The organism is Streptomyces sp. NPDC052040 (assembly GCF_044548405.1).
Taxonomy (GTDB): Bacteria; Actinomycetota; Actinomycetes; order Streptomycetales; family Streptomycetaceae; genus Streptomyces.
The window spans coordinates 47695-70351 of record NZ_JBIUBV010000004.1 but is presented as its reverse complement, the minus strand read 5'-3'; the positions used below and the strand labels follow the sequence as shown (position 1 = coordinate 70351).

The following is a 22657-nucleotide window of genomic DNA, read 5'->3' as shown; positions in this document are numbered from 1 at the left end:
CGCCGGGCCGCTCGGGGACGGCGCAGCGCGCGCCGGGACCGCCGACCCTAAAAGGACTAGACCAGGGCGGTCAATAGGTGTGGACCAGTTGTCAAATGCCCTCGACCTGAAGGGAGTTGCCCCCGGTGCCCCTGGGGCGTTTTCCTCCGGCGCGGCAGGCCGACGCGGCGGGCCGGGGCGCGGAAGTCCAGCCCCCGAACGTGTGAGGCACCGCACACTCGTTCACCCATCTGGCCCCCGAGCGGGCGTGGCACACTGGGCCTGTACCAGAAGCAGCGCACTCCGGGGTCGGTGAAAGTCCGAACCGGCGGTTACAGTCCGCGACCCGGTCGCCTCCAGCGGCCGGTTGACCAGGTGAAATTCCTGGACCGACGGTTAAAGTCCGGATGGGAGGCAGTGCGCGGCGGGCGGGCATCCATGCGCGCCGCCGTATCGGCTCGTCCTCGGGACGGGCTCTGTCCGGCGTCGCCCCCGGTGTTCTCGCCCGTGTTCTCTGTCGTCATCGACAGGCCCCGGAGTCCGTGCCCCGTTGAGGCAGGAGGACCCGGGAAGTGTTCACCGGAATCGTCGAAGAGCTGGGTGAGGTCACCGCCGTCGAGAATCTCGGCGACTCCTCCCGCTTCCGGCTCCGTGGACCGGTCGTGACCGAAGGAGCCCGGCACGGCGACTCCATCGCCGTCAACGGGGTCTGTCTGACCGTCGTGGAGCACGAGGGCGACGAATTCACCGCCGACGTCATGGCGGAGACCCTGGACCGCTCCAGCCTCGGCGCCCTCACGACCGGCTCCCGGGTCAACCTCGAACGGCCCACCGCCGTCGGCGCGCGCCTCGGCGGGCACATCGTGCAGGGCCATGTCGACGGCACCGGCACGGTCCTGGAGCGCAGGCCGTCCGAGAACTGGGAGATCGTCAAGGTCTCGCTGCCCGCGGAGCTTTCACGCTATGTCGTGGAGAAGGGCTCCATCACCGTCGACGGCATCAGTCTCACGGTCGTCGAGGCGGCACAGGACTACTTCACCGTCAGCCTCATCCCCACCACCCTTGCCCTGACCACCCTCGGTCTCAAGGGCCCGGGCGACCCGGTCAACCTCGAGGTCGACGTGGTCGCCAAGTACGTGGAACGGCTGCTGGCGAACGGAGCCACCCGGTGAACTGGCTCAACTCCGAGGCCTTCGTCCTGTTCGGCCAGCACATCAAGTGGTCGGACATGATCGGCAACATCATCGGCCTGGTCGCCCTGGCCTTCGGCTGGCGGCGCTCCATCTGGAGCTGGCCGATCCAGTTCCTGTCCGGACTCATCCTCTTCGCCGCCTTCGCCACCGCCCACCTCTCCGGAAGCGCGGGCAAGCAGATCGTGGTCATGGCCGTCGCAGGCTACGGCTGGTGGCAGTGGAACCGCGGCCGGGCCACCGCGGAGGACGGCCACATCGCCGTCCGGTTCGCCACCTGGCGGGAGCGCGCGGTCCTGGCCGGTGCCGCGGCCGCGGGCACCCTCGCCGTGGCGGGCCTGTTCACCGCCGTCCCGTCGCTGTCCTGGGACCCCTGGCCCGACGCCTACATCTTCGTCGGCACCATCGTCGCCATGTACGCCCAGGCACGCGGCATGGTCGAGTTCTGGCTCGCCTGGCTGCTGGTCGACGCCGTCGGCGTCCCCCTCAACTTCGCCAACGGCTTCGCCTTCTCCGGATTCGTCTACGTCATCTACGGCGCGCTCGTCCTGTGGGGCCTGCGCGACTGGTGGCTGCGCTCCCGACTCACCGCGCGGCCCGTTCTGGAAGGAGCCCACGCATGACGTCCGCGCCGGTCCTGTACAGCATGGACAACATCGAGGACCTCCGCCTCGACCCGGTCGAGCAGGCCATCGCCGACATCGCGGCCGGCCGCCCGGTCGTGGTCGTCGACGACGAGGACCGGGAGAACGAGGGCGACCTCGTCATCGCCGCCGAGAAGGCCACCCCCGAGATCGTCGCCTTCATGATGAGCGAGTGCCGCGGCCTGATCTGCGCCCCCATGGAGGGCGACGAGCTCGACCGCCTCGAACTCCCCCAGATGGTCGACCACAACACCGAGTCGATGCGCACCGCGTTCACCGTGTCCGTCGACGCGAGCGGCGCCCACGGGGTGACCACCGGGATCTCCGCCTCCGACCGCGCCGCCACCCTGCGGCTGCTCGCCGGGGGAGAGGCGGGCCCCGGGGACTTCGTCCGCCCCGGCCACATCTTCCCGCTGCGCGCCAGGCCCGGAGGCGTCCTGGTCCGCAACGGGCACACCGAGGCAGCCGTCGACCTCGCCCGGCTCGCGGGCCTGCGCCCGGCCGGTGCGATCGTGGAGATCGCCGGTGAGGACGGCCATATGCTGCGCCTGCCGGAGCTGGTCCCCTTCGCCCGCAAGCACGGTCTCACGATCATCTCCATCGAGGACCTGATCGCCCACCGCCGCTCCGCCGAGCCCACCGTCCGCCGCGAGGCCGAGGTCAACCTGCCGACCGCCTTCGGCACCTTCACGGCGTACGGCTACCGCTCGACCGTCGACGGGGTCGAGCATGTCGCCCTCGTCCACGGCGAAGTCGGCGACGGCCGGGACGTGCTGGTCCGGATGCACTCCGAGTGCCTCACCGGCGACGTCTTCCACTCGCTGCGCTGCGACTGCGGCCCCCAGCTGGAAGCCTCCCTCGAACGCATCCAGAGCGCGGGCCGGGGCGTGGTGGTCTATCTGCGCGGCCACGAGGGACGCGGCATCGGACTGCTGTCCAAGCTGCGCGCCTACGAACTCCAGGAGCGCGGCCGCGACACCCTGGACGCCAACCTGGAGCTGGGGCTGCCCGCCGACGCCCGGGACTACGCGGCCGGTGCCCGGATCCTCCAGGACCTCGGCATCCGCAGCGTACGGCTGATGACCAACAACCCTGACAAGATCCACGCACTGGTCCGGCACGGTGTGGAGGTCGCCGAGCGGGAACCGATGCCCGTACAGGCGGGCGAACACAACTTCCGCTACCTGCGCACCAAGCGGGACCGGATGGGGCACGACCTGCCCTGGCTGGACACGACCGCCGTGTCGGCCTGCGGCAACCAGTAGAAAGAGCACGGAGGAGAGACGTGAGCGGCAAGGGTGCACCGGAGCTGTCCGTACGCAATGTCAGCGACTTGCGGGTCGCCGTGATCGCGGCACAGTGGCACGACAAGGTGATGGACGGTCTGGTCGACGGGGCCCTGCGCGCCCTGCACGAACTGGGCATCGACGAGCCGACCCTGCTGCGGGTCCCCGGCAGCTTCGAGCTGCCGGTCGCCGCCAAGGTGCTCGCGGGCCGGGGCTACCAGGCCATCGTCGCCCTCGGGGTCGTGATCCGCGGCGGCACCCCCCACTTCGACTATGTGTGCCAGGGCGTCGCCCAGGGCCTCACCCAGGTGTCCGTGGAGACCGGCGTCCCCGTCGGCTTCGGCGTGCTGACCTGTGACACCGAGGAGCAGGCCCTGGACCGCGCCGGTCTGGAGGGCTCCACCGAGGACAAGGGGCACGAGGCCGTGACGGCGGCGGTGGCGACCGCCGCGACGCTCCGCTCGGTGTCCGAGCCCTGGCACTGAGACAGCAACCGGAGCGCGTAGGGTTAGCAGCACCATGTCCAAGAAGACGTTCGAGGAGCTGTTCACCGAGCTCCAGCACAAGGCCGTCCACGGCGATCCCGCCACCTCCCGCACCGCCGAACTGGTGGGCAAGGGCGTCCATGCCATCGGCAAGAAGGTCGTCGAAGAGGCCGCCGAGGTCTGGATGGCCGCCGAGTACGAGGGCGCGGAGGCAGCCGCCGAGGAGATCTCCCAGTTGCTGTACCACGTCCAGGTGATGATGGTGGCGCGCGGGATCTCCCTGGACGACGTCTACGCCCACCTCTGAGCCAGCCCCTCCCAGTTCCGTACGAACGAGCAAAGGAAGCCGACCTCATGCTGCGCATCGCCGTCCCCAACAAGGGTTCCCTGTCCGGCCCTGCGGCGGAGATGCTGCATGAGGCCGGTTACCAGCAGCGGCGGGAGTCCAAGGAACTGAGGATCGTCGACCCGGGCAACGAGGTCGAGTTCTTCTACCTCCGCCCCCGCGACATCGCGATCTACGTCTCCTCCGGCCGCCTCGACATCGGCATCACCGGACGGGACCTGCTCATCGACTCCGGCGCCAACGCCGAGGAGATCCTCCCCCTCGGCTTCGCCCGCTCCACCTTCCGCTTCGCCACCAAGCCCGGCACCGCCAAGGGCGTCGAGGACCTCACCGGCATGACGGTCGCCACCTCCTACGAGGGCATCGTCGCCAAGCACCTCGCCGACAGCGGCATCGACGCCTCCGTCGTCCACCTGGACGGCGCCGTGGAGACCGCCATCGAACTCGGCGTGGCCGAGGTCATCGCGGACGTCGTCGAGACCGGCACCTCGCTGCGCAACGCGGGCCTTGAGGTCATCGGCGAGCCGATCATGAAGTCCGAGGCCGTCGTCGTCCGCCGCACCGGCGCCGACATCGAGGAACCCAAGGTCCAGCAGTTCCTGCGCCGCCTCCAGGGCGTCCTGGTGGCCCGGACGTACGTGATGATGGACTACGACTGCCGGGTCGAGCAGCTGGAGAAGGCCGTCGCGCTGACGCCGGGCCTGGAGTCCCCGACCGTGTCCCCGCTGCACAACGAGGGCTGGGTCGCCGTCCGCGCCATGGTCCCGGCCAAGGAGGCCCAGCGGATCATGGACGACCTGTACGCCATCGGCGCCCGGGCCATCCTGACCACGGCCATCCACGCCTGCCGTCTGTGAGGGATCGCACACCCATGTCGGACCAGCCCTCCCTCCCCGTGACCTTCCGGCCCGGCCGCACCCGCGCCGTGCTGGTCACCGCGGGAATCACGATATTCACCGTCATCACCGCGGTCGCTCTGCTGCTGGACACCCTGACCACCGGGGAACGCCTCAGCTTCGTCCTCACCGGCGCCCTCCTCGGTGGCGTCCTGCTGCTGCTCTCCCGGCCCAAGGTCGTCGCCGACGAGTCCGGGGTCACCGTCGTCAACATCGCCAGCCGACGCCGCCTGGACTGGGCCGAGATCCTCCAGGTCAACCTGCGTCCGGGCGACCCCTGGGTGTTCCTCAACCTCAGCGACGGCACCAGCCTGCCCGCCCTCGGCATCCAGCCGGGCATCGCCAAGCAGCGGGCCATCGAGGACGCGCGGACCCTGCGCATCCTCGCCGAGGTCCGCTCCACCGCCGGTTCCGAGCGACATCAGGGCTGACTCCGGGCCGCCCTGGCGGACACAGACGCCGGAATGTTGATTAATCTGGTGGGAGAGGCGCTCACGGGGCGCCTCTGCCCCTGAGGCTCCGCCCGGTGCTCAGGGGTTCCTTCTACCCGAGGAGTGACTCCCTCCGGCGATGGACGGATCGTCCTGTAGTACCTGCGCCGCCCCCTGCCGACACAGCGTGCGTCTCACCCCCGAGATGCGCGCCCACGCGGAGGCGGCGGCATCATGACCCTCGCTCTGCTGCTCCTCGGGGCGGCCCTCCTTCTCATCCTGGCCAACGGATTCTTCGTGGCGGCCGAATTCGGTCTGGTCACGGTCGAACGGCCGGACGCCGAGAAGGCCGCGGCCGAGGGCGACCGGCGGGCCCGCACGGTCGTCGAATCCCTCAAGGAGCTGTCCTTCCAGCTCTCGGGCACCCAGCTCGGCATCACCATCACCTCGCTCCTGGTCGGCATGCTCGCCGAACCGGCGCTCTCCGCCGTGCTGCGCGGACCCCTCCGCCTGACCGGCATCCCCGAGGGCGCCGCGGAAGGCATCGCGGTGGTCGTCGGCATGCTGCTGGCCTCGGCCGCCCAGATGGTGATCGGGGAACTCGTCCCCAAGAACTGGGCGGTGTCCCGGCCGCTCCAGGTCGCGCGCTTCGTCGCGGGCCCCCAGCACCAGTTCTCCCGGCTGTTCCGGCCCGTCATCGCGGCCCTCAACACGGTCGCCAACCGGTTGGTGCGCGCGCTCGGCGTGGAGCCCGCCGAGGAACTCGCCTCCGCCCGTACGCCCGGTGAGCTGGTGTCCCTGGCCCGGCACTCGGCACGGGCCGGGGCGCTGGAGCAGGACACCGCCGACCTGTTCGTCCGGACGCTGTCCCTCGGCGAGCTGACCGCGCAGCATGTGATGACCCCCCGGGTGAAGGTCAGCGCGCTCCAGTCGTCCGCCACCGCGGAGGACGTGGTCAATCTGACCCGCGCCACCGGTCTGTCCCGCTTCCCCGTCTACCGGGAGAAGATCGACGAGATCGTGGGCATGGCCCACCTCAAGGACGCGCTCGCGGTGGCGGCGCACGAGCGGCTGCGCACCCCGGTCGTCCGCATCGCCCAGACACCGCTGCTGGTCCCCGAGACCCTGCCCGTGCAGCCCCTCCTGGAGCTGCTGCGCAGCCAGCAGCCCATCGCGGTCGTCGTCGACGAGTACGGCGGCACGGCCGGTGTGGTCACCCTGGAGGACATCGTCGAGGAACTCGTCGGCGAGGTCCGCGACGAGCACGACGGACAGGACCTGCCGGAACTGGCCGCAGTACCGCCGGAGGACGGCCGCCCCGCCTGGGAGGCCGACGGCGGCTGCCGGGTCGACGCCCTTCAGCGGATAGGCATGGACGTACCGGAGGGCCCCTACGAGACCGTCGCCGGACTCGTCGCCGATCTGCTCGGCCGGATCCCGGCGCCCGGCGACCGGGCCGAGCTGCCCGGCTGGCGGCTCACCGTGCGCCAGGTCGAGCACTACCGCGCCGAGCGGGTCAGGCTCGTCAAGCTCGCGGACGCTCCCGTACCGGCCGCGGAGGCGGTGCGATGAGCCTGCTCCAACTGGTGCTCGCCGCGCTGCTGGTGCTGGTGAACGGATTCTTCGTGGGCGCCGAATTCGCCCTGGTCTCGGTGCGGCGCAGCCAGATCGAGCCCCTCGGCACCGCCCGGGCCCGCCAGGTGCTCTACGGCCTGGAACGGCTGCCGCAGATGATGGCGGCCGCCCAGTTCGGCATCACCGTCTGCTCGCTGACGCTGGGCGCGGTCGCCGAGCCGACCGTGGCCCAGCTGATCGAACCGGTCTTCGAGGCTGCCCGGCTCCCCGAGGGCATGGTCCATCCGATCGGCTATGTGATCGCGCTGGGCCTCGTCGTCTTCTTCCATCTGGTGATCGGCGAGATGGTGCCGAAGAACCTGGCGATGGCGGCGCCGGAGAAGGCCGCGCTCTGGCTGAGCCCGGGGCTGGTGGCCTTCGCACGGCTGTGCCGGCCGGTGACGGCGGCGCTCAGCGCCTGCGCCCGGGTGATCCTCAAGCTGTTCCGGGTGGAGCCCAAGGACGAGGTCGAGGCCGTCTTCACCAGCGAGCAGCTCAACCAGCTGGTGGAGGACTCCGGCCAGGCGGGACTGCTGGAGCCCGAGGCGCAGGAGCGGCTGGAGGACGCGCTGGAGCTGGGCTCGCGCCCGGTGACCGACGTGCTCCTCGACCCGGCGCTGCTGGTGACGGTGGACCCCGCGGTGACCCCGGGCGAGGTGGTGGCGCTCACGGCGCGCACCGGCTACTCGCGCTTTCCGGTGCGTGCCGTCAGCGGTGCCTTCATGGGCTATCTGCATGTGAAGGACGTCCTCGACCTGGAGGAGTCCGACCGCGCGGTGCCGCAGAAGCTGTGGCGCCCGATGGTCACTCTGGCCGCGGAGCTGCCGCTCGACGACGCGCTCGGCGTGATGCGGCGAGCCGCAACCCACCTGGCCGCGGTGGCGGATGGCTCCGGCCGGGTGCTCGGCCTGGTCGCCCTGGAGGATGTGCTCGAACTCCTGGTGGGCGAGGTCACGGACCCGGCCCACCGGGAGGCACCGCCCCAGCCGCGGATGCCGGAGGAGAAGGAGAAGGTCGCCGGCTGACGCGGGCCAGGCCCCGACGCCATGGTGTCCCGCACCCCGACCGGGGGTGCGGGACACCGTGCTGTCGGCCGGAGGCTCCGCTCACGGCCCCGAGGGGTCGTGCGGCCCGCGTCCGGACAGGACCTCCCCGTACGCCTGCATGAGATCCGCCAGTCGCAGCGTCGACAGGTCGTCCCGGGTGGGGGTGCCGGGATACCCGCTCAGCCGCAGGTCCCGGTAGGCGCAGCTCTTCTCGTACAGGGTGCGCAGGAACCGCCCGTTGCCGAGTTCGTCGATCCACCCCTGGTCCACCACATGACCGGCGATGGACCGCAGCTCCTCCAGGGCCTCCTCGTCCCAGAGGTCGCCGTTGTCGGCGGCCAGCACCTCACCGATCGCGGTCAGCTCCAGCGGGCGGTACGAGGGGAAGTCGACCCGGGTGGTGAAACGCGAGGACAGTCCGGGGTTGGCGGCCAGCAGGCGGTCCATGCCCTCGGGGTAGCCCGCCAGGATCACCACCAGATGGTCCCGGTTGTCCTCCGCCCGCTTCAGCAGCACCTGGAGGGCCTCGTCGCCGTAGGCGTCGCCCTTGCCGTAGCCCGAGTTGGACAGCGAGTAGGCCTCGTCGACGAAGAGCACTCCACCGATCGCCGAGTCGATCAGTTCATTGGCCTTCACCGCCGTCTGGCCCAGATACTCGCCGACCAGGTCCGCCCGCTGGGCCTCCACCAGATGGTCGCCGCCGAGCAGCCCGAGCGCGTAGAAGACCCGGCCGAGGATGCGGGCCACCGTGGTCTTGCCGGTGCCCGAGGGGCCCGAGAAGACGAAGTGGCGCTTGGGCGGCTGGACGGGTAAGCCCTGGCCCGCCCGCAGCCGCGCCATGTTCAGCTGCGCCGACAGGGCCTTCACCTGCCGCTTGACCGGCTCCAGGCCGACCATCCGCTCCAGCTCGGACAGCGCCTCCTCCAGCAGCGCGGGATCCGTCGGGCCCGTCGGCAGCGGCGGCGCCGACACGGTGCCCTTCTCCCGTACGAGATCGCTCTGCGCGGGCAGCGGGCCCGTCGGCGGGGGATCGGGCTCGGAGAGCTTCACCTCCCGGCTCTCCGGACCGAAGAGCGGATCGAGACCGTCCGGCCCCTCCAGGACGTCGCCGCAGGACGGCGGCACCGCCGCGAGGTCGGCCGGGTCGTCGTATCCGTCGCCCTCGGCGATCGCGGCGAGCCGCGCCGAGGTGTCCATGAACGCGGGGTCGACCCGGTGCACCGCCCGGTACAGCGGCAGGGCGGCGGCCGACCGGCCGGTGCCCTCGTGCGCCCTGGCCAGCCAGTAGCGCAGCTCCTTGCGCTGCGGCTGCTCGCTGCGGCAGCGCATCAGCGCGGCGGACAGAAGCGGTTCGGCCTGCCCGTACATCTCCAGGCGGACCCGGGCCATCCCGCCGAAGAGGCCGGCCTCGATGCCCAGCATCGGGTCGTCGATCAGCGGATCGGTGTGCCGGACCAACTGCTCCCAGTCCTTGACCAGATAGGCGCGGCAGGCGTGCAGAAAGCGGACCTGGGCATCGGTGTCGACGGGTGGCAGCCCGGCCAGGGCCCGGTCCAGCTCCGGGACATGGCGGCCGTCCAGCCAGTGCGAGGCGTGCGCGAGCAGCAGGTCCCGGGGGTTCTCCAGCACCGGCTGCACCCACCAGCCCAGCCAGTACCAGGAGTTGAGGGACCGGCGGTGCCGGGTCCGCTGCTCCCCGAAGCGGTCGCGATGGCGGAACATCCGCAGCAGCGCGGTCGTGGTGTCCACCCGCAGGGCGTGCAGCCCGAGCCAGCCGTCGGCCATCCCGGGATCCATCCGGACCGCCGCGCGGAACTCCTCCTCCGCCTGCGGATAGGCGCCCATCGTGTAGGCGTCGACGCCTCGCAGCCAGGCGAGGTCGGCCGGTGCCTCGGGGCCCCGCGTGCCGAAGTCCATCACGTCCCCCACAAACCGTGCCCCCGCCCGTTCACCGCCGGGCCCGTGCCCGTCGGCCACTGTGCTCGAACCGCTGTGCCGCGGACCGGAGTTGGAACAGTGCGCGCAGCGGTCGTCCGCAGGTCGCACCGAGAGGCATCGTACCTGCGGGGGAGCGGCGCGCCGAAGGGTGCCGCAGGGGGCGTTCGAGGACACGGGCGGCGGCGGGGGCGCCGACCTCGGTGACCGAGGGTGAGCGGATCACGCCTCGCCGCGCCCGGAAAGGGCGTTCAGGGCAGAACGAAGCCCCCGATCACGGGGGAACAACCGGGGGCTTCGCGTAGGAGGGGCGGTTCACGAACCGCACATTGAGAACGTAAGTCCTGCCCGGGCCCCCGGTCAAGCCGCCCTGTAGCACTCAAAAAAGTTCATTGGCAAGGGCCTTCACAAGTTCAGCACAACGATGTGAACGGGTCACTCTCGGTGATCCCTGTGGTCCGGACCAGAGGTCCCGCCGGGCCCTCGCACCACCCGATGGCCCATCGGCCCCTGGTGCACCAGGAGATCGGCGTACGGCCTGGAGGGGTCCTCGGCGAAGTGCCGCCGCTCCGCCGCCGTCCAGTCGTCCCAGAAGGCGCTCTGCTCCTCGCCGTCCCGGGCCCGCCCGCGCTCCCAGGCAACCTCGCGTGCCGTCTCCATCCACAGCAGCCGAGCCAGATACGGGCGCAGCGCACGCCGTCCGGCACCAACGCCCTCGACCAGGACCACCGGGGCGGGCGGCAGCGGGCGGGCGGGGCCGAAGGCGCGGGCGCGCCAGTCGTAGGGCCGGTAGTGCGCGGTCTCACCGCGCCCGAGAGGTGCGATCACCTCGCGCAGCAGCCGGTCCGTCCAGGCGAACAGCTCCTCATGGGTGGCGATGTCGTCGAGGTGCAGCACCGGCGCACCGTCGAGCGCGGCCGCCAACTGCCCGGCGAAGGTGGACTTCCCGGAACCGGCGTGCCCGTCGACACCGATCAGCCGGACCGGACCGCAGGACGGCGGCAGCCGCCGCAAGCGGGAGGCGAGGGTGTGAATGGCGATTCCCGGGGTGGGGCGCGGGTGATGTGTGCGGGACATTTTACGCGAGCGGGCCGGAGACCCCGTGAGCCGGGCGCGAGCGGCCCAAGAACAGTTCGGAAATCAATCACTGGTGTGGTCCACTGTGCGGGAATGGGCATTCCGGTTGTGCCCCATGGTGAGTAAGGTGCTGGTGCGCAACCACCGGTGTCGTTAGCGGGGGACGGACAGGGGAGCATGGCCGCGGGGTTATTCGCAGGGCAGTACGTCTGGCATCCGGCGGCCGACGACCGTGAACTGGCGAGCGTCTGCGTGGAAGTGCGGGCCGGCCGCTATCTCGGCGCCCATGTGCTGCTCGCCGAGACGCGCGACGACCCCGGGCTGCGCGCCCATCGCTCCCTGGTCCTCGCCTCCGAGGCCGCCGACTCCGACCTGGCGGAACGCTGGCTCGCCGAGGAGCCGGGGCCCGAGGCCGCCCTGATGTGGGCGCGGGTGGCCGTGCTGCGGGCCCAGCGCGCCGCGGACACCGACGACGAGCGGGCCCGACCGCTGGAGCGGATCGCGCTGAAGGCGTGCGCCCGAGCCAGCGTCATGGCGCCCCGCGACCCCACCCCCTGGGTGGCGCGGCTGACGCTCGCGCGGCTGCACGAGATCCGCGAACCCGCACCGCGGGGGCTGCTCACCGCGCCCCCCGGCCCCTGGGAGCTGTTCTCGCACATCCTGCGGCTGGATCCCTTCCATCGCGAGGGCCACCACCGCTTCCTCACCTACTTCTTCGCCCGCCACCGGGGCTCGGTGAACGCCGCCTGGGACGTCGCCGCCTTTCTCAGTCAGCGGGCGCCCGCCACCTCCCCGCTGCGGCTGCTGCCCCTGGTCGCGCTCGTGGAGAGCTACAACCCGGCCCAGTCGCTCGCCGACCGGGTCTGGGAGCAGCCCCAGTGGCGCTCCACGGCGCTCGCCGTCTACCAGAACTGGCTGCCGGAGGCCGCCGGTTACCGCTTCACCCCCGTGCTCGACCTGGCCTATCTCGCGCACGCGCTGGTCATGGCCCAGTGCGTCTTCGAGGCGCGCGCCGTGCTGATGGCCATGGGGCCCTACGCCTCCCGTATGCCCTGGAGCGTCTTCGGTGACCCCGAGGAACAGCTCTCACGCGCCCGCCGCGCCTGCGGACTGCCCGTCCCAGGAACCGCCTGACCCCCTTTGCCCATCGGTCACCCCCGCCCAGAAAGGGTCCGGTTGTGTCAGAACGGACAGCGATCACCCGCACGAGACGTCGTGCGGGCCGGGATCCCGTCGCGATCGACGACGATGCGACCCTGCACGCGATGGGATATCCGCGAAAGCTCACCCGCAGGTTTCAAGCCTTCGACAATTTCGCCATATCCTTCACCATCATCAACATTCTCTCCGGCATTTTCTCCTCGTTCGGCTTCGGAATGAACGCGGGCGGCCCCCGCATTCTTGTGTTCGGCTGGATCGGCGTCTCCGTCATGGTGCTCTTCATCGGCGCCGCGATGGCGGAGGTGGCTTCCGCCTATCCGACGAGCGGGGCCCTGTATTTCTCCGCCGGAAAACTCGCCCGCCGTCATCGGGGCGCCTGGTCCTGGTACACCGGCTGGCTCAATTTCGTCGGCCAGGTCGGCGGCACCGCCGCCACCGGCTACGCGGCCGCCACCTTCGTCCAGGCCTTCCTGGCCCTCCAGTGGCCCTCGTACCGGCCGACCGCGCACCAGACCGTCCTGATCACGGCCCTGCTCATCGTGGCCCAGGGCCTGGCCAACACCTACACCGTGCGGCTGGTGGCGGTCCTCAACCGGATCTCGGTGTGGTGGCTGCTGATCGGCCTCGTGGTGATCGTGACCGCGCTGGTCATCGGCCCGGACGCGCACCGCCCGGCCTCCTATGTGACGCATTTCGTGAACAACACCGGTTTCACCAACGGGCTCTACGGCGGCATGCTCGGCCTGCTGGTCACCAGCTGGACCTTCACCGGCTTCGACGGCAGTTTCCACATGTCCGAGGAAACGGTCCGGGCGACGGTCAACGCACCCCGGGGCATCACCCGCGCCATCGCCTGGTCGGCCGGGACCGGACTCGTCCTCATGCTGGCCCTGGTGTACAGCATCGGCGACTACGGCAAGGTGGCCGGCTCCGCGGCGCCGCCCGTGCAGATCCTCATCGACGGACTGGGCACGGGCGCGGCCAAGGCCCTGCTGCTGATCGTCATCGGCGCCATGCTCTTCTGCGGCCTGGCCAACCTCACCAGCAACACCCGGCAGATCTTCGCCTTCTCCCGGGACGGCGCGATGCCCGGCTCCCGCTGGTGGCACTCGGTCTCGCCGCGCACCCGTACCCCGGTCAAGGCGGTCTGGCTCGCGGTGGTCTGCTCCCTCGCCCTGGTGCTGCCCGGCTGGTGGTCCCACACCGCCTTCACCGCGATCGTCAGCGTGAACGTCGTCGGGCTCTTCCTCGCCTACGCCGTGCCGATCTTCCTGCGGCTGCGGCTCGGCGCCGACTTCCAGTCCGGGCCCTGGCACCTGGGGCGCTGGTCCCGTCCGGTCGGGGTGGTCGCGGTCGCCTGGATCCTGCTCAGCAGCGTGCTGTTCATGCTGCCGCAGGCCTCGCCGATCACCGTCGACTCCTTCAACTACGCACCGATCGCTCTCGCCACGGTGCTGGTCGTCGCCACGGTCTGGTGGTTCGCCACCGCGCGCCGCCGCTTCCAGGGGCCGGTCAGCTACGGCCGCCCGGACGAGGTGGCGGCGATGGACCTCGTCTGAGCCGTCGCCGTGCCCGGCGGCCGTACGCGACCGCCGGGCACGGCCCCCCGGGTCCTGCCAGTGGTAGGGACCAATAGTGGTGGACACGCCGAGGGCCGAAGCGGTGGCGGAGGCCCCGGACGGCCGCCATAGTTGGCCCACACCGTGCGTCTGGACCACCGCTTCAGGACACCTGGGGGCACCCACCGATGAGCAGAGCTTCAGAGCCGTCCCGCAGAACCGTCCTCGCCGCCGCCCTCGTCACCGCCGCGGCGGCCGGGACGGCGCTCGGCCCTCCGGCCGCGGCCGCCCCGGCCGGACCGCCCGCCGGACCCGCGAGAGAGACCCCGCGACCCGTGGACCACCACGCCTGGACCAGCTGTGCGGACTGGCGCGGCGGCACCGGCCGCGGCGTCCTGGTCCTCGCCGGCACCCGCCCCGGCGTGGTGATCGCGACCCCCGCCGGGACCACCGACTACACCGACCCGCACACCGGGAAGACCGCGAGCTGGGAGTACGCCACCTGGACCTCGCCCGTGCACCGGCTCTCCGTCCCGTCCACCGAGGCCGTCGCCTCCTGGAACGCCCGCACCCCGGCGGGCACCTGGCTCCAGACCGAGCTTCAGGGCACCTACTCCGACGGCACGGCCACCCCCTGGTATGTCATGGGCCGCTGGGCCTCGGGCGACCAGGACATCCGGCGGACCTCCGTCGACGGCCAGACCGACGGCAGGAGCAGCATCTCGACGGACACCTTCGCCGTCACGGACCCCGCCTCGGGCCTGCGCCTGGTCTCGTACCGGCTGCGTCTGACCCTCTACCGCAGGCCGGGCACCCGCCTCACCCCGACCGTGTGGCGGCTCGGAGCCATGGGCTCCGACATCCCGGACCGCTTCACCGTCCCCGCCTCGGCCCCCGGCCTGGTCCGTGAACTGACCGTGCCGCGCTACTCGCAGGAGATCCACAAGGGCCAGTACCCCGAGTACGACAACGGCGGCGAGGCGTGGTGCAGCCCCACCTCCTCGCAGATGGTCATCGAGTCCTGGGGGCGGAGGCTCACCCCCGCGCAGCTGTCCTGGGTCGACCCCTCCTACGCCGACCCCCAGGTCTGCCATGCGGCCCGCTCCACCTACGACTACCAGTACCAGGGCTGCGGCAACTGGCCGTTCAACGCGGCCTACGCGGCCACCTTCAAGGACCTCCAGGGCGTGGTCACCCGGCTGACCTCGCTCACCGACGCGGAGCGGCTGATCGCGGCGGGCATCCCCGTGATCACCTCGCAGTCCTTCCTGGAGCAGGAGCTGACGGGTGCCGGGTACGGCACCTCCGGCCATCTGATGACCGTGACCGGCTTCACCGCCGGGGGCGATGTGATCGCGGGCGACCCGGCCGCCCCGGACGACGCGGCGGTGCGGCGCGTCTACCGGCGGCGGGAGTTCGAGAACATCTGGCTGAGGACCAAGCGGTACAACGCCTCCGGCAAGGTCGTCTCCGGCACCGGCGGGGTCTGCTACCTCTACTTCCCGGCGCGTCCGAGCACCGCCCAGCTGGCGGCGCTGGCGGCGGTGGGCGTGCGCTGACCGGCCCCGGCCGCGGGGGGGGGGGGGGGCGGCGGCCCCCGCCCCCCCCCCCCCCCCCCCCCCCCCCCCCCCACACCCCCCCCCCCCCCCCCCCCCCCGGGGGGCGCCCCCGCCCCCGCCCCCCCCCCCCCCCCCGGGCGCGAAAGACCCCCCCCCCCCCGCGGGGGGGGGGGGGGGGGGGGGGGGGGGGCGCCCCCCCCCCCCGCCGGGGGGGCCCCCCCCCGGGGGGCACCCGCCCTCGCCGGGCCCCCGTCCTGTGACCAAGCTCTCCGCCGGGGCGGCCCGTTCCGGTGGCAAGGTGGACAGGGTCCGGGGGGACTCCGACGCACCACCGAGGACCAGCGAGCCGCCATGACAGCCCTCTCCGCCACCGCCGCCCGACTCCGTGCCCGCACCGGCGGCCCCCGGGACGACGACCCGAAGACCGTGGAGCACATCATGGGCTGGGTCCTCGTGGTGGTCCTCGCGATGCTGGTGACTCAGCTCGGCTGGCTGTGACCCCGCCGGCAAGTCCCCCTTCCCCCGGTCCCGGTGAGGTCTCCCGGCGGTGGCGGACCCGACCCGTGGGCGCACGGTTCGGGCCAATTGTTCCCGGTGGGGAATCTTTCTTCGAGTGAGCGCTCGTTAACTGGTGACTCCATGCCTCCGATCGGGCATACTCCAAGCGCCACAGCCGCTGGTCAGCCGCCTCCGAGACCCGGAGCGGCAACCATCGGCCGGGCCCAGTGAGACCCGGCGGAGCTGCCCCCACCCAAGGCGCGCATCCGTCGATGTTCCCGAAATGGGAGGAGAGCGTCGCCATGTCCGACCGCGTCCCGCAGCCGGTGGACCGTGAACTGCCCACCGACGAGGCCCGGGATCTGATCTCGCTCGTCCGTGACATCGCGCAGCGAGAGATCGCGCCGAAGGCGGCCGAGGAGGAGTACGCCGGACACTTCCCGCGCGAGGTCTTCCGCCTGCTCTCGGAATCAGGACTCCTCGGCCTGCCCTACGCCTCCGAGTACGGCGGCGGCGACCAGCCGTACGAGGTCTACCTCCAGGTCCTGGAGGAACTGGCGGCGGCCCGGCTGACCGTCGGCCTCGGTGTCAGCGTCCACACCCTCGCCTGCCACGCCCTGGCCCACTACGGCACCAAGGAGCAGCAGGTCGAGCATCTGCCCGCGATGCTCGGCGGCGGCCTGCTGGGCGCCTACTGCCTCTCCGAGGCCTCCTCCGGGTCGGACGCGGCCTCGCTGCGCACCCGGGCCCGCCGCGACGGCGACCACTGGGTGATCAGCGGCACCAAGGCGTGGATCACCCATGGGGGCATCGCCGACTTCTACACCGTGATGGCGCGCACCGGAGCGGAGGGCCCCCGCGGTATCTCCGCCTTCCTGGTCCCCGGCGACGCCGAGGGGCTGAGCGGAGTGACGCCCGAGAAGAAGATGGGCATGACGGGCTCGCCCACCGCCCAGGTCCACCTGGACGAGGTGCGGGTGCCCGACGAGCGCCGCCTCGGAGAGGAGGGGCAGGGCTTCGCGATCGCCCTGTCCGCCCTCGACTCCGGGCGGCTCGGCATCGCGGCCTGCGCGATCGGCCTGGCCCAGGCGGCCCTGGACGAGGCCGTCGGGTATGCGAAGGAACGCCTCCAGTTCGGGCGCCCGATCTCGGACTTCGAGGGGCTGCGCTTCATGCTCGCCGACATGGCGACCCAGATCGAGGCGGGCCGGGCCCTGTATCTGGCGGCGGCACGGCTGCGGGACGCCGGACGCCCGTTCGCCAAGCAGGCGGCCATGGCGAAGCTGCACTGCACCGATGCGGCGATGAAGGTCACCACCGACGCCGTCCAGGTCCTCGGCGGGTACGGCTACACCGCCGACTTCCCGGTCGAGCGCTATATGCGCGAGGCCAAGGCGCTTCAGATCGTGGAGGGCACCAACCAGATCCAGCGGATGGTCATCGCCCGTCACCTCGTGGGTCCCGAGTCGCGCTGAACGGGTCCTGGCCCACCGTCCCCCGGCCGGTTCCGGCCGGGGGAGCGGCGAGCCGTGTCCACTCCGGGTCATGGCGTCCCGGCAGGGTGCGCCCGCGGTCGGCCCAGGTACGCATCAGCGCGCGGTAGATGGGCGGATCCGGGAGCCGGGGCGGCGGCGGAGGCGGCGCTGCCGAGGCCGGAACGCGGACCCACGGCCGACGGCCCGTCGCCGATGATGTGGCGGTCATACAAGGGGAACGCCGGGACGCGTGCGCGGGTCACCGGCCCCGGTATTCGAGCGTGAGTTCCCCAAGGGCCCGTACGGGGGCACAGGGTGCCGTGCCCCGGCGTGGCGCCCCCTGACGGGATGTCCGGCCGGGGGCGGTGCCGCGAGCCGGCCGACGTACCGCCGACCGGGTGGTCAGGCTGCCTGACGGGGCATCACCGGCAGGCGCACCGGGTGCGACCCCGGGCCGCCGACGTGCGAGAAGGGCTGTGTCCGCCAGTCGAGTCCCTGAGGGAGCGTCAGCAGCAGGGCGGTGTCCTGCTCCTGAGGCACGGTCGACTCGTCCGCGGGCCGGGCCTGTGCGGCCGCGCGGCCCGTACCGGGGCACACCGTGAGCCCGAACGGGTTCCACGGAGAGGCGCACAGGGCGTGCTCCGGCAGGAACTCCTCGTCCGCCAGGAGCGCGATGGGCTGTGCGCAGTCCGGGCAGATCACCCGGTACATCTCGAAGGTGTCGTACGTGTCGAGCTCGTCGTCGGCGGGTTCGACGCCCTCCGGCTCGGGCTCGGCGACGAGCTGCTGCCGCTTGGACACACCACGACCTGGGCGCTTCAGACTCTGCATTGGGTTTCTCCCCCTCGGGCTGGGCCGACAAGGCACCGCGGCCTCGACCACAGCAAGCACTTCCCGCCGTCTCTCGGCGGTAATCACGGGAACATCACGAAGACGATCGATATCCTGTGGCGTTCGTCACATAACCTACACGGGGTCGTACGGGTGGTCCGTGTGTCGTGGTGCCCGACCTCCCCATGCGCCGTCCATCCGCCGCCGAAAGAACCCCCGACGGCCGCGCCCCGACGTCACAAACCGGCTATGACCTGCGTCTGCGGTACCGCGGAGATCGGTCGCCCTGTAGGTTCTTGCGCCATGGAGGAGCTGGACCGACAAATCGTGCAGCTGCTCGTCAAGGACGGGCGGATGAGCTACACCGATCTGGGCAAGGCCACCGGGCTGTCCACGTCGGCCGTGCACCAGCGGGTGCGCCGGCTGGAGCAGCGCGGTGTCATCCGCGGGTATGCCGCGGTCGTCGACCCGGAGGCCGTCGGCCTGCCGATGACCGCCTTCATCTCGGTGAAGCCCTTCGACCCCAGCGCCCCCGACGACATCGCGGACCGGCTGGCGGGCGTCCCCGAGATCGAGGCGTGCCACAGCGTCGCGGGCGACGAGAACTACATCCTCAAGGTGCGCGTGGCCACCCCCCACGAGCTGGAGGAGCTGCTCGCACGGCTGCGGTCGCTCGCGGGGGTCTCGACGCGCACCACGGTCGTCCTCTCCACCCCGTACGAGGCACGGCCGCCCCGGATCTGACACGCGGGGGACCGCGCCCGGACCCGCCGACATGCCCGGCCGCCCACCCGGCCCTGCGTGCCGGACCGCCCGGGCCAGGCGCGAGACTGTCCTCATGAACGAGCGCACCGCCCCGCCGCAGACCGTCCTGCTGCGCCGAGGAGAAGTCCACAGCCCCGCCGACCCCTTCGCGACGGCCATGGTCGTCGAGCACGGACAGATCGCCTGGGTCGGCTCCGAGGGCGCGGCCGACTCCTTCGCGGACGGCGTGGACGAGGTCGTGGACCTGGACGGCGCCCTCGTCACCCCGGCCTTCACCGACGCACATGTACACAGCACCGCGACGGGCCTCGCGCTCACCGGCCTGGACCTGTCCGGCGCGCCCTCCCTCGCGGCCGCCCTCGCACTGGTCCGCGACTTCGCCGCCGCACACCCCGGGGACCGGGTGCTGCTCGGCCACGGCTGGGACGCCGCCCGCTGGCCCGAGCGGCGGGCACCGCGCCGCGAGGAACTCGACGAGGCCGCGGGCGGCCGCCCCCTCTACCTCAGCCGTATCGACGTCCACTCCGCCGCCGTCACCACCGCACTGCTGGACCTCGCGCCCGGCGTCCGGGACCGGGACGGCTTCACCGAGGGGCAGCCGCTCACCAGGGACGCCCACCACGCCGTGCGCGCGGCGGCGTTCGCGGCCGTGACGCCCGCCCAGCGCACCGGGGCCCAGCGGGCCGCCCTCGCGCACGCGGCCTCCCTCGGCATCGGCACGGTCCACGAGTGCGCGGGCCCGGACATCTCCTCCGAGGAGGACCTCACCGGGCTGCTGCGCCTGGCCGCCGGGGAACCCGGGCCCCGGGTCGTCGGCTACTGGGCCGAGCAGGACGTGGACAAGGCGCGGGAGCTGGGTGCCCTCGGTGCCGCGGGCGATCTGTTCGTCGACGGCTCCCTCGGCTCCCACACGGCGTGCCTGCACGAGCCGTACGCCGACGCGGGCCACACCGGCACCGCCTATCTGGACGCCGCCGCGGTCGCCGCCCATGTGGTCGCCTGCACCGAGAGTGGGCTCCAGGCGGGCTTCCACGCCATCGGTGACGCCGCCGTCACCACCGTGGTCGAGGGAGTGCGCGCCGCCGCCGAGAAGACCGGCCTCGCCGGCGTCCGGGCGGCCCGGCACCGGATCGAGCACGCCGAGATGCTCACCCCCGAGACCGTCGCCGCCTTCGCCGAACTCGGCCTCACCGCCTCGGTGCAGCCCGCCTTCGACGCCCTGTGGGGCGGCCCGGACGGGATGTACGCGGAGCGCCTCGGCGCCGAGCGGGCCGGGACGCTGAACCCCTACGCGGCCCTGCTCCGCACCGGCGTCCCCCTGGCCTTCGGCTCCGACAGCCCCGTCACCCCCCTGGACCCGTGGGGCACGGTGCGGGCGGCGGCCTTCCACCGCACCCCCGGGCACCGGATCTCGGTACGCGCCGCGTTCACGGCCCACACCCGCGGCGGCTGGCGGGCGATCGGCCGCGACGACGCCGGGGTGCTGGTCCCGGGCGCCCCCGCGGACTATGCCGTATGGCGCACCGACGCCCTGATCGTCCAGGCGCCCGACGACCGGGTGGCCCGCTGGTCCACCGACCCGCGTTCGGGCACCCCCGGACTGCCCGATCTGACCCCCGGCACCGACCTGCCCGTCTGCCTGCGCACCGTGGTGGGCGGCCGGACGGTGTTCGTACGGCCGGGCGAGTGATCTGCCGGTGCGGCGGCCCGGCGCCTGCGGCACAGGACCCCGCGGCGCGACCTGCGCATCCTCCCCCCGAACCTGGCCCTGGGGGAAGAAACCGCAGGTCGCGCCACTGTTGACAGCCATGCGCAGGGGGCCGGTAGGTTCGGCGCGTCCACCGTCGGACGTCCGACCGGGGAACCTCCGCGCAGTCGCCGGAGCGCCGCTGGGTCAGGGATGGTGTGCCGCACCGGCGCACCACCACTGGGAGCCAGGCTCAGCGCCCGCGCCACGGCACGGGGACGTTCCGGCCGGTCGGCAGGGTGTGACCCGGGTGGGGCCCGGACGTCCAGTAGACAACGGCTTTCGGTCGACCCGCAGCCAGCGGGTCCCAGGTCGGCCCGAAGGGCGCCGGGCCCCCATCCGCAGCGGCTTTCCGCACGGTGCACAAGTCCCCTGTCTTACCCGACTCTTGTGCAATCGACACCCCCGTACGACCGTGCTGTGACGAAGGTGCAGGAGACGCCCACTATGGTGGTCCCCTGCGTATGGACATGAAGGGGCAGCAGTGAACGACGGTGACGGGACTCTCGCGGCACAAGCCCGTGAGAGGCAGTTCGGTCCGCTCGGCACCGCCTTGGTGATCATTCCGACCTATAACGAGGCGGAGAACATCAAGACGATCGTCGGCCGGGTGAGGTCGGCCGTGCCCGAGGCGCATGTCCTCGTCGCGGACGACAACAGCCCCGACGGGACGGGCAAGCTCGCGGACGAGCTGGCGGCCGGGGACGACCATGTGCATGTCCTGCATCGCACAGGCAAGCAGGGGCTGGGTGCCGCGTATCTCGCCGGCTTCCGCTGGGGCCTGGAGCGCGACTACGGCGTTCTGGTGGAGATGGATGCCGACGGCTCCCACCAGCCGGAGGAGCTGCCGCGGCTGCTGACCGCGCTCAAGGGCGCCGATCTGGTGCTCGGCTCCCGCTGGGTGCCGGGCGGCCGGGTCGTGAACTGGCCCAAGAGCCGTGAGTTCATCTCCCGGGGTGGCAGCCTCTACTCGCGCCTGGCGCTCGACCTGCCGCTGCGCGACATCACCGGCGGCTACCGCGCCTTCCGCAGCGAGACCCTCCAGGGCCTGGGCCTCGAGGAGGTCGCCTCCCAGGGCTACTGCTTCCAGGTCGACCTGGCCCGCCGCGCCGTCAAGGCCGGATACCACGTGGTCGAGGTTCCCATCACGTTCGTCGAGCGGGAGCTCGGCGACTCCAAGATGAGCCGGGACATCCTCGTCGAGGCGCTGTGGCGGGTCACCGCCTGGGGCGTCGGGGACCGGGTGGCCAAGGTCAAGGGCCGCGGCGGCAACGCCTCCTGAGCGACCGGCCCCGGATCCGGGGCCGAGACGGGCCCCGCGTCGACCCGGGAGCCGCTGGGGCCGGTCGCGGGGCCTTGGCCGTCTCCCGGCCGATCGGCCGTTCCTCCAGGTCGGCCCGCTTATCCCGCCCTGAGCCCGCGCCAGGCACACTGGGAGCATGACGACTGGCGCACCGACTTCCCCCTACCAGGCCCGGCCGCGGCGTTCCCGGATGCGCAGGTTTCTGCCGCCCGCTGTCGCCGCCTGGCTGGTGCTGGAGATCTGGCTGCTCACCCTGGTGGGGCGCGCCGCCGGGGGGCTCACGGTGTTCCTGCTGCTGGTCGCCGGAATCGTGCTCGGCTCCGTGGTGATCAAACGGGCCGGACGCCGCGCCTTCCGCAGCCTCGGCGAGGCGTTCGGGGGCCAGTCCTCGGCCTCCGGGGCGACGGACGACGGCACCGGCCGTACGGGCCGCGGCAACGGTCTGACGATGCTCGGCGGCCTGCTGCTGATGGTGCCGGGCCTGCTCTCCGACGCGGCGGGCCTGCTGCTTCTGCTCCCGCCGGTCCAGCGGGCGGTGAGCAGCCGTGCCGAGCGCTCCCTCGACCGCAGGCTCCGCGAGACGTCGTACGGCGGTCTCGGTGACGCCTTCCGGCAGGCTCGCATCCACCGCCCGGACGGAAAGGTCGTCCAGGGTGAGGTCATCAGGGAGGAGCCCGGCGGCGAACCGCACGAGCCCCGGCCGCCGCTGAGCCGCTAGCCCGCCGACCGCCCGGCCCGGGCGGTGGCTGTCGCCCCCTCCGGCCCTGAGCACGAGCCTCCACGGCCATGAGCGCGGACCTCCGCCTCCCTGAGCATGGCCTCCCAGGAGA

22 protein-coding genes and 1 riboswitch are annotated in these 22657 nt (G+C 72.2%); of the genes, 18 read left to right on the top strand and 4 right to left on the bottom strand.

From position 1 onward, the window contains the following. Positions 1–273: 273 nt before the first annotated feature. A riboswitch (FMN riboswitch) is annotated at positions 274–404 on the top strand. A 147-nt stretch (positions 405–551) separates the two neighbouring features. The 9 genes from ACIHAA_RS11035 to ACIHAA_RS10995 all read left to right on the top strand — a co-directional run bounded on the left by ACIHAA_RS11035 (position 552) and on the right by ACIHAA_RS10995 (position 7896). After that, entirely contained in the window at positions 552–1151 is a 600-nt protein-coding gene (locus ACIHAA_RS11035) for a riboflavin synthase (RefSeq protein WP_399815569.1), read from the top strand. Then, the gene (locus ACIHAA_RS11030) at positions 1148–1792 is read left to right on the top strand and encodes a nicotinamide riboside transporter PnuC (protein ID WP_399815567.1); all 645 of its coding nucleotides are present in this window, start codon (positions 1148–1150) and stop codon (positions 1790–1792) included. The genes ACIHAA_RS11035 and ACIHAA_RS11030 overlap by 4 nt, the downstream gene beginning before the upstream one ends. Then, positions 1789–3078: a bifunctional 3,4-dihydroxy-2-butanone-4-phosphate synthase/GTP cyclohydrolase II gene (locus ACIHAA_RS11025; protein ID WP_399815566.1), complete on the top strand. Its 1290-nt coding sequence runs from the start codon at positions 1789–1791 to the stop codon at positions 3076–3078. The genes ACIHAA_RS11030 and ACIHAA_RS11025 overlap by 4 nt, the downstream gene beginning before the upstream one ends. Before the next feature lie 20 nt (positions 3079–3098). Continuing rightward, positions 3099–3584, top strand: coding sequence for a 6,7-dimethyl-8-ribityllumazine synthase (gene ribH, locus ACIHAA_RS11020; protein WP_399815564.1), 486 nt, complete (start codon positions 3099–3101; stop codon positions 3582–3584). A gap of 34 nt (positions 3585–3618) precedes the next feature. Next, a complete protein-coding gene (locus tag ACIHAA_RS11015) occupies positions 3619–3891 on the top strand; it encodes a phosphoribosyl-ATP diphosphatase (protein WP_399815562.1) in 273 nt (90 codons plus the stop codon). A 47-nt stretch (positions 3892–3938) separates the two neighbouring features. Continuing rightward, complete coding sequence (gene hisG / locus ACIHAA_RS11010) at positions 3939–4787, top strand: ATP phosphoribosyltransferase (RefSeq protein WP_399815560.1); 849 nt, start codon at positions 3939–3941, stop codon at positions 4785–4787. 14 nt (positions 4788–4801) lie between these two features. Further along, positions 4802–5257, top strand: coding sequence for a PH domain-containing protein (locus tag ACIHAA_RS11005; RefSeq protein WP_399815558.1), 456 nt, complete (start codon positions 4802–4804; stop codon positions 5255–5257). 234 nt (positions 5258–5491) lie between these two features. Beyond that, a complete protein-coding gene (locus ACIHAA_RS11000; RefSeq protein ID WP_399815556.1) occupies positions 5492–6829 on the top strand; it encodes a hemolysin family protein in 1338 nt (445 codons plus the stop codon). Then, on the top strand, positions 6826–7896 hold the full coding sequence (locus ACIHAA_RS10995; protein WP_399815554.1) for a hemolysin family protein: 1071 nt from the start codon (positions 6826–6828) through the stop codon (positions 7894–7896). Before ACIHAA_RS11000 ends, ACIHAA_RS10995 begins: the two co-directional genes overlap by 4 nt. An 81-nt stretch (positions 7897–7977) precedes the next feature. On the opposite strand, the gene ACIHAA_RS10990 is transcribed toward ACIHAA_RS10995, so the two are convergent. Then, the gene (locus ACIHAA_RS10990) at positions 7978–9834 is read right to left on the bottom strand and encodes an AAA family ATPase (protein WP_399815552.1); all 1857 of its coding nucleotides are present in this window, start codon (positions 9832–9834) and stop codon (positions 7978–7980) included. Positions 9835–10287: 453 nt separating this feature from the next. Continuing rightward, positions 10288–10929, bottom strand: coding sequence for a uridine kinase (locus ACIHAA_RS10985; RefSeq protein ID WP_399815550.1), 642 nt, complete (start codon positions 10927–10929; stop codon positions 10288–10290). 177 nt (positions 10930–11106) lie between these two features. Here ACIHAA_RS10985 and ACIHAA_RS10980 point away from each other — a divergent pair, with 177 nt between their 5' ends. From ACIHAA_RS10980 to ACIHAA_RS10960, 5 genes are all read left to right on the top strand, one after another. Then, the gene (locus ACIHAA_RS10980; RefSeq protein ID WP_399815548.1) at positions 11107–12063 is read left to right on the top strand and encodes a hypothetical protein; all 957 of its coding nucleotides are present in this window, start codon (positions 11107–11109) and stop codon (positions 12061–12063) included. 131 nt (positions 12064–12194) lie between these two features. Beyond that, complete coding sequence (locus tag ACIHAA_RS10975; protein WP_399815547.1) at positions 12195–13649, top strand: amino acid permease; 1455 nt, start codon at positions 12195–12197, stop codon at positions 13647–13649. A gap of 188 nt (positions 13650–13837) precedes the next feature. Next, a complete protein-coding gene (locus ACIHAA_RS10970) occupies positions 13838–15208 on the top strand; it encodes a peptidase C39 family protein (RefSeq protein ID WP_399815545.1) in 1371 nt (456 codons plus the stop codon). Positions 15209–15559: 351 nt separating this feature from the next. Continuing rightward, entirely contained in the window at positions 15560–15706 is a 147-nt protein-coding gene (locus ACIHAA_RS10965; RefSeq protein ID WP_399815543.1) for an SCO1431 family membrane protein, read from the top strand. Between the two features lie 302 nt (positions 15707–16008). Then, entirely contained in the window at positions 16009–17181 is a 1173-nt protein-coding gene (locus tag ACIHAA_RS10960; protein WP_399815541.1) for an acyl-CoA dehydrogenase family protein, read from the top strand. On the opposite strand, the gene ACIHAA_RS10955 is transcribed toward ACIHAA_RS10960, so the two are convergent. Beyond that, positions 17144–17410, bottom strand: coding sequence for a hypothetical protein (locus ACIHAA_RS10955; protein WP_399815539.1), 267 nt, complete (start codon positions 17408–17410; stop codon positions 17144–17146). The genes ACIHAA_RS10960 and ACIHAA_RS10955 overlap by 38 nt on opposite strands. 173 nt (positions 17411–17583) lie before the next feature. Further along, positions 17584–18012 carry a hypothetical protein gene (locus ACIHAA_RS10950; RefSeq protein ID WP_399815537.1) on the bottom strand — a complete coding sequence of 143 codons (429 nt, stop codon included), beginning with the start codon at positions 18010–18012 and terminating at the stop codon, positions 17584–17586. A 303-nt stretch (positions 18013–18315) separates the two neighbouring features. Between ACIHAA_RS10950 and ACIHAA_RS10945 the strand changes: the two genes are divergently transcribed. From ACIHAA_RS10945 to fxsA, 4 genes are all read left to right on the top strand, one after another. Beyond that, the gene (locus ACIHAA_RS10945; RefSeq protein WP_004002750.1) at positions 18316–18756 is read left to right on the top strand and encodes an Lrp/AsnC family transcriptional regulator; all 441 of its coding nucleotides are present in this window, start codon (positions 18316–18318) and stop codon (positions 18754–18756) included. A 94-nt stretch (positions 18757–18850) separates the two neighbouring features. Beyond that, complete coding sequence (locus ACIHAA_RS10940) at positions 18851–20467, top strand: amidohydrolase (protein WP_399815535.1); 1617 nt, start codon at positions 18851–18853, stop codon at positions 20465–20467. 541 nt (positions 20468–21008) lie between these two features. Further along, entirely contained in the window at positions 21009–21806 is a 798-nt protein-coding gene (locus ACIHAA_RS10935; protein ID WP_399815533.1) for a polyprenol monophosphomannose synthase, read from the top strand. Between the two features lie 157 nt (positions 21807–21963). Continuing rightward, a complete protein-coding gene (gene fxsA, locus ACIHAA_RS10930) occupies positions 21964–22545 on the top strand; it encodes an FxsA family membrane protein (protein WP_399815532.1) in 582 nt (193 codons plus the stop codon). The last annotated feature ends 112 nt before the right edge of the window (positions 22546–22657 follow it).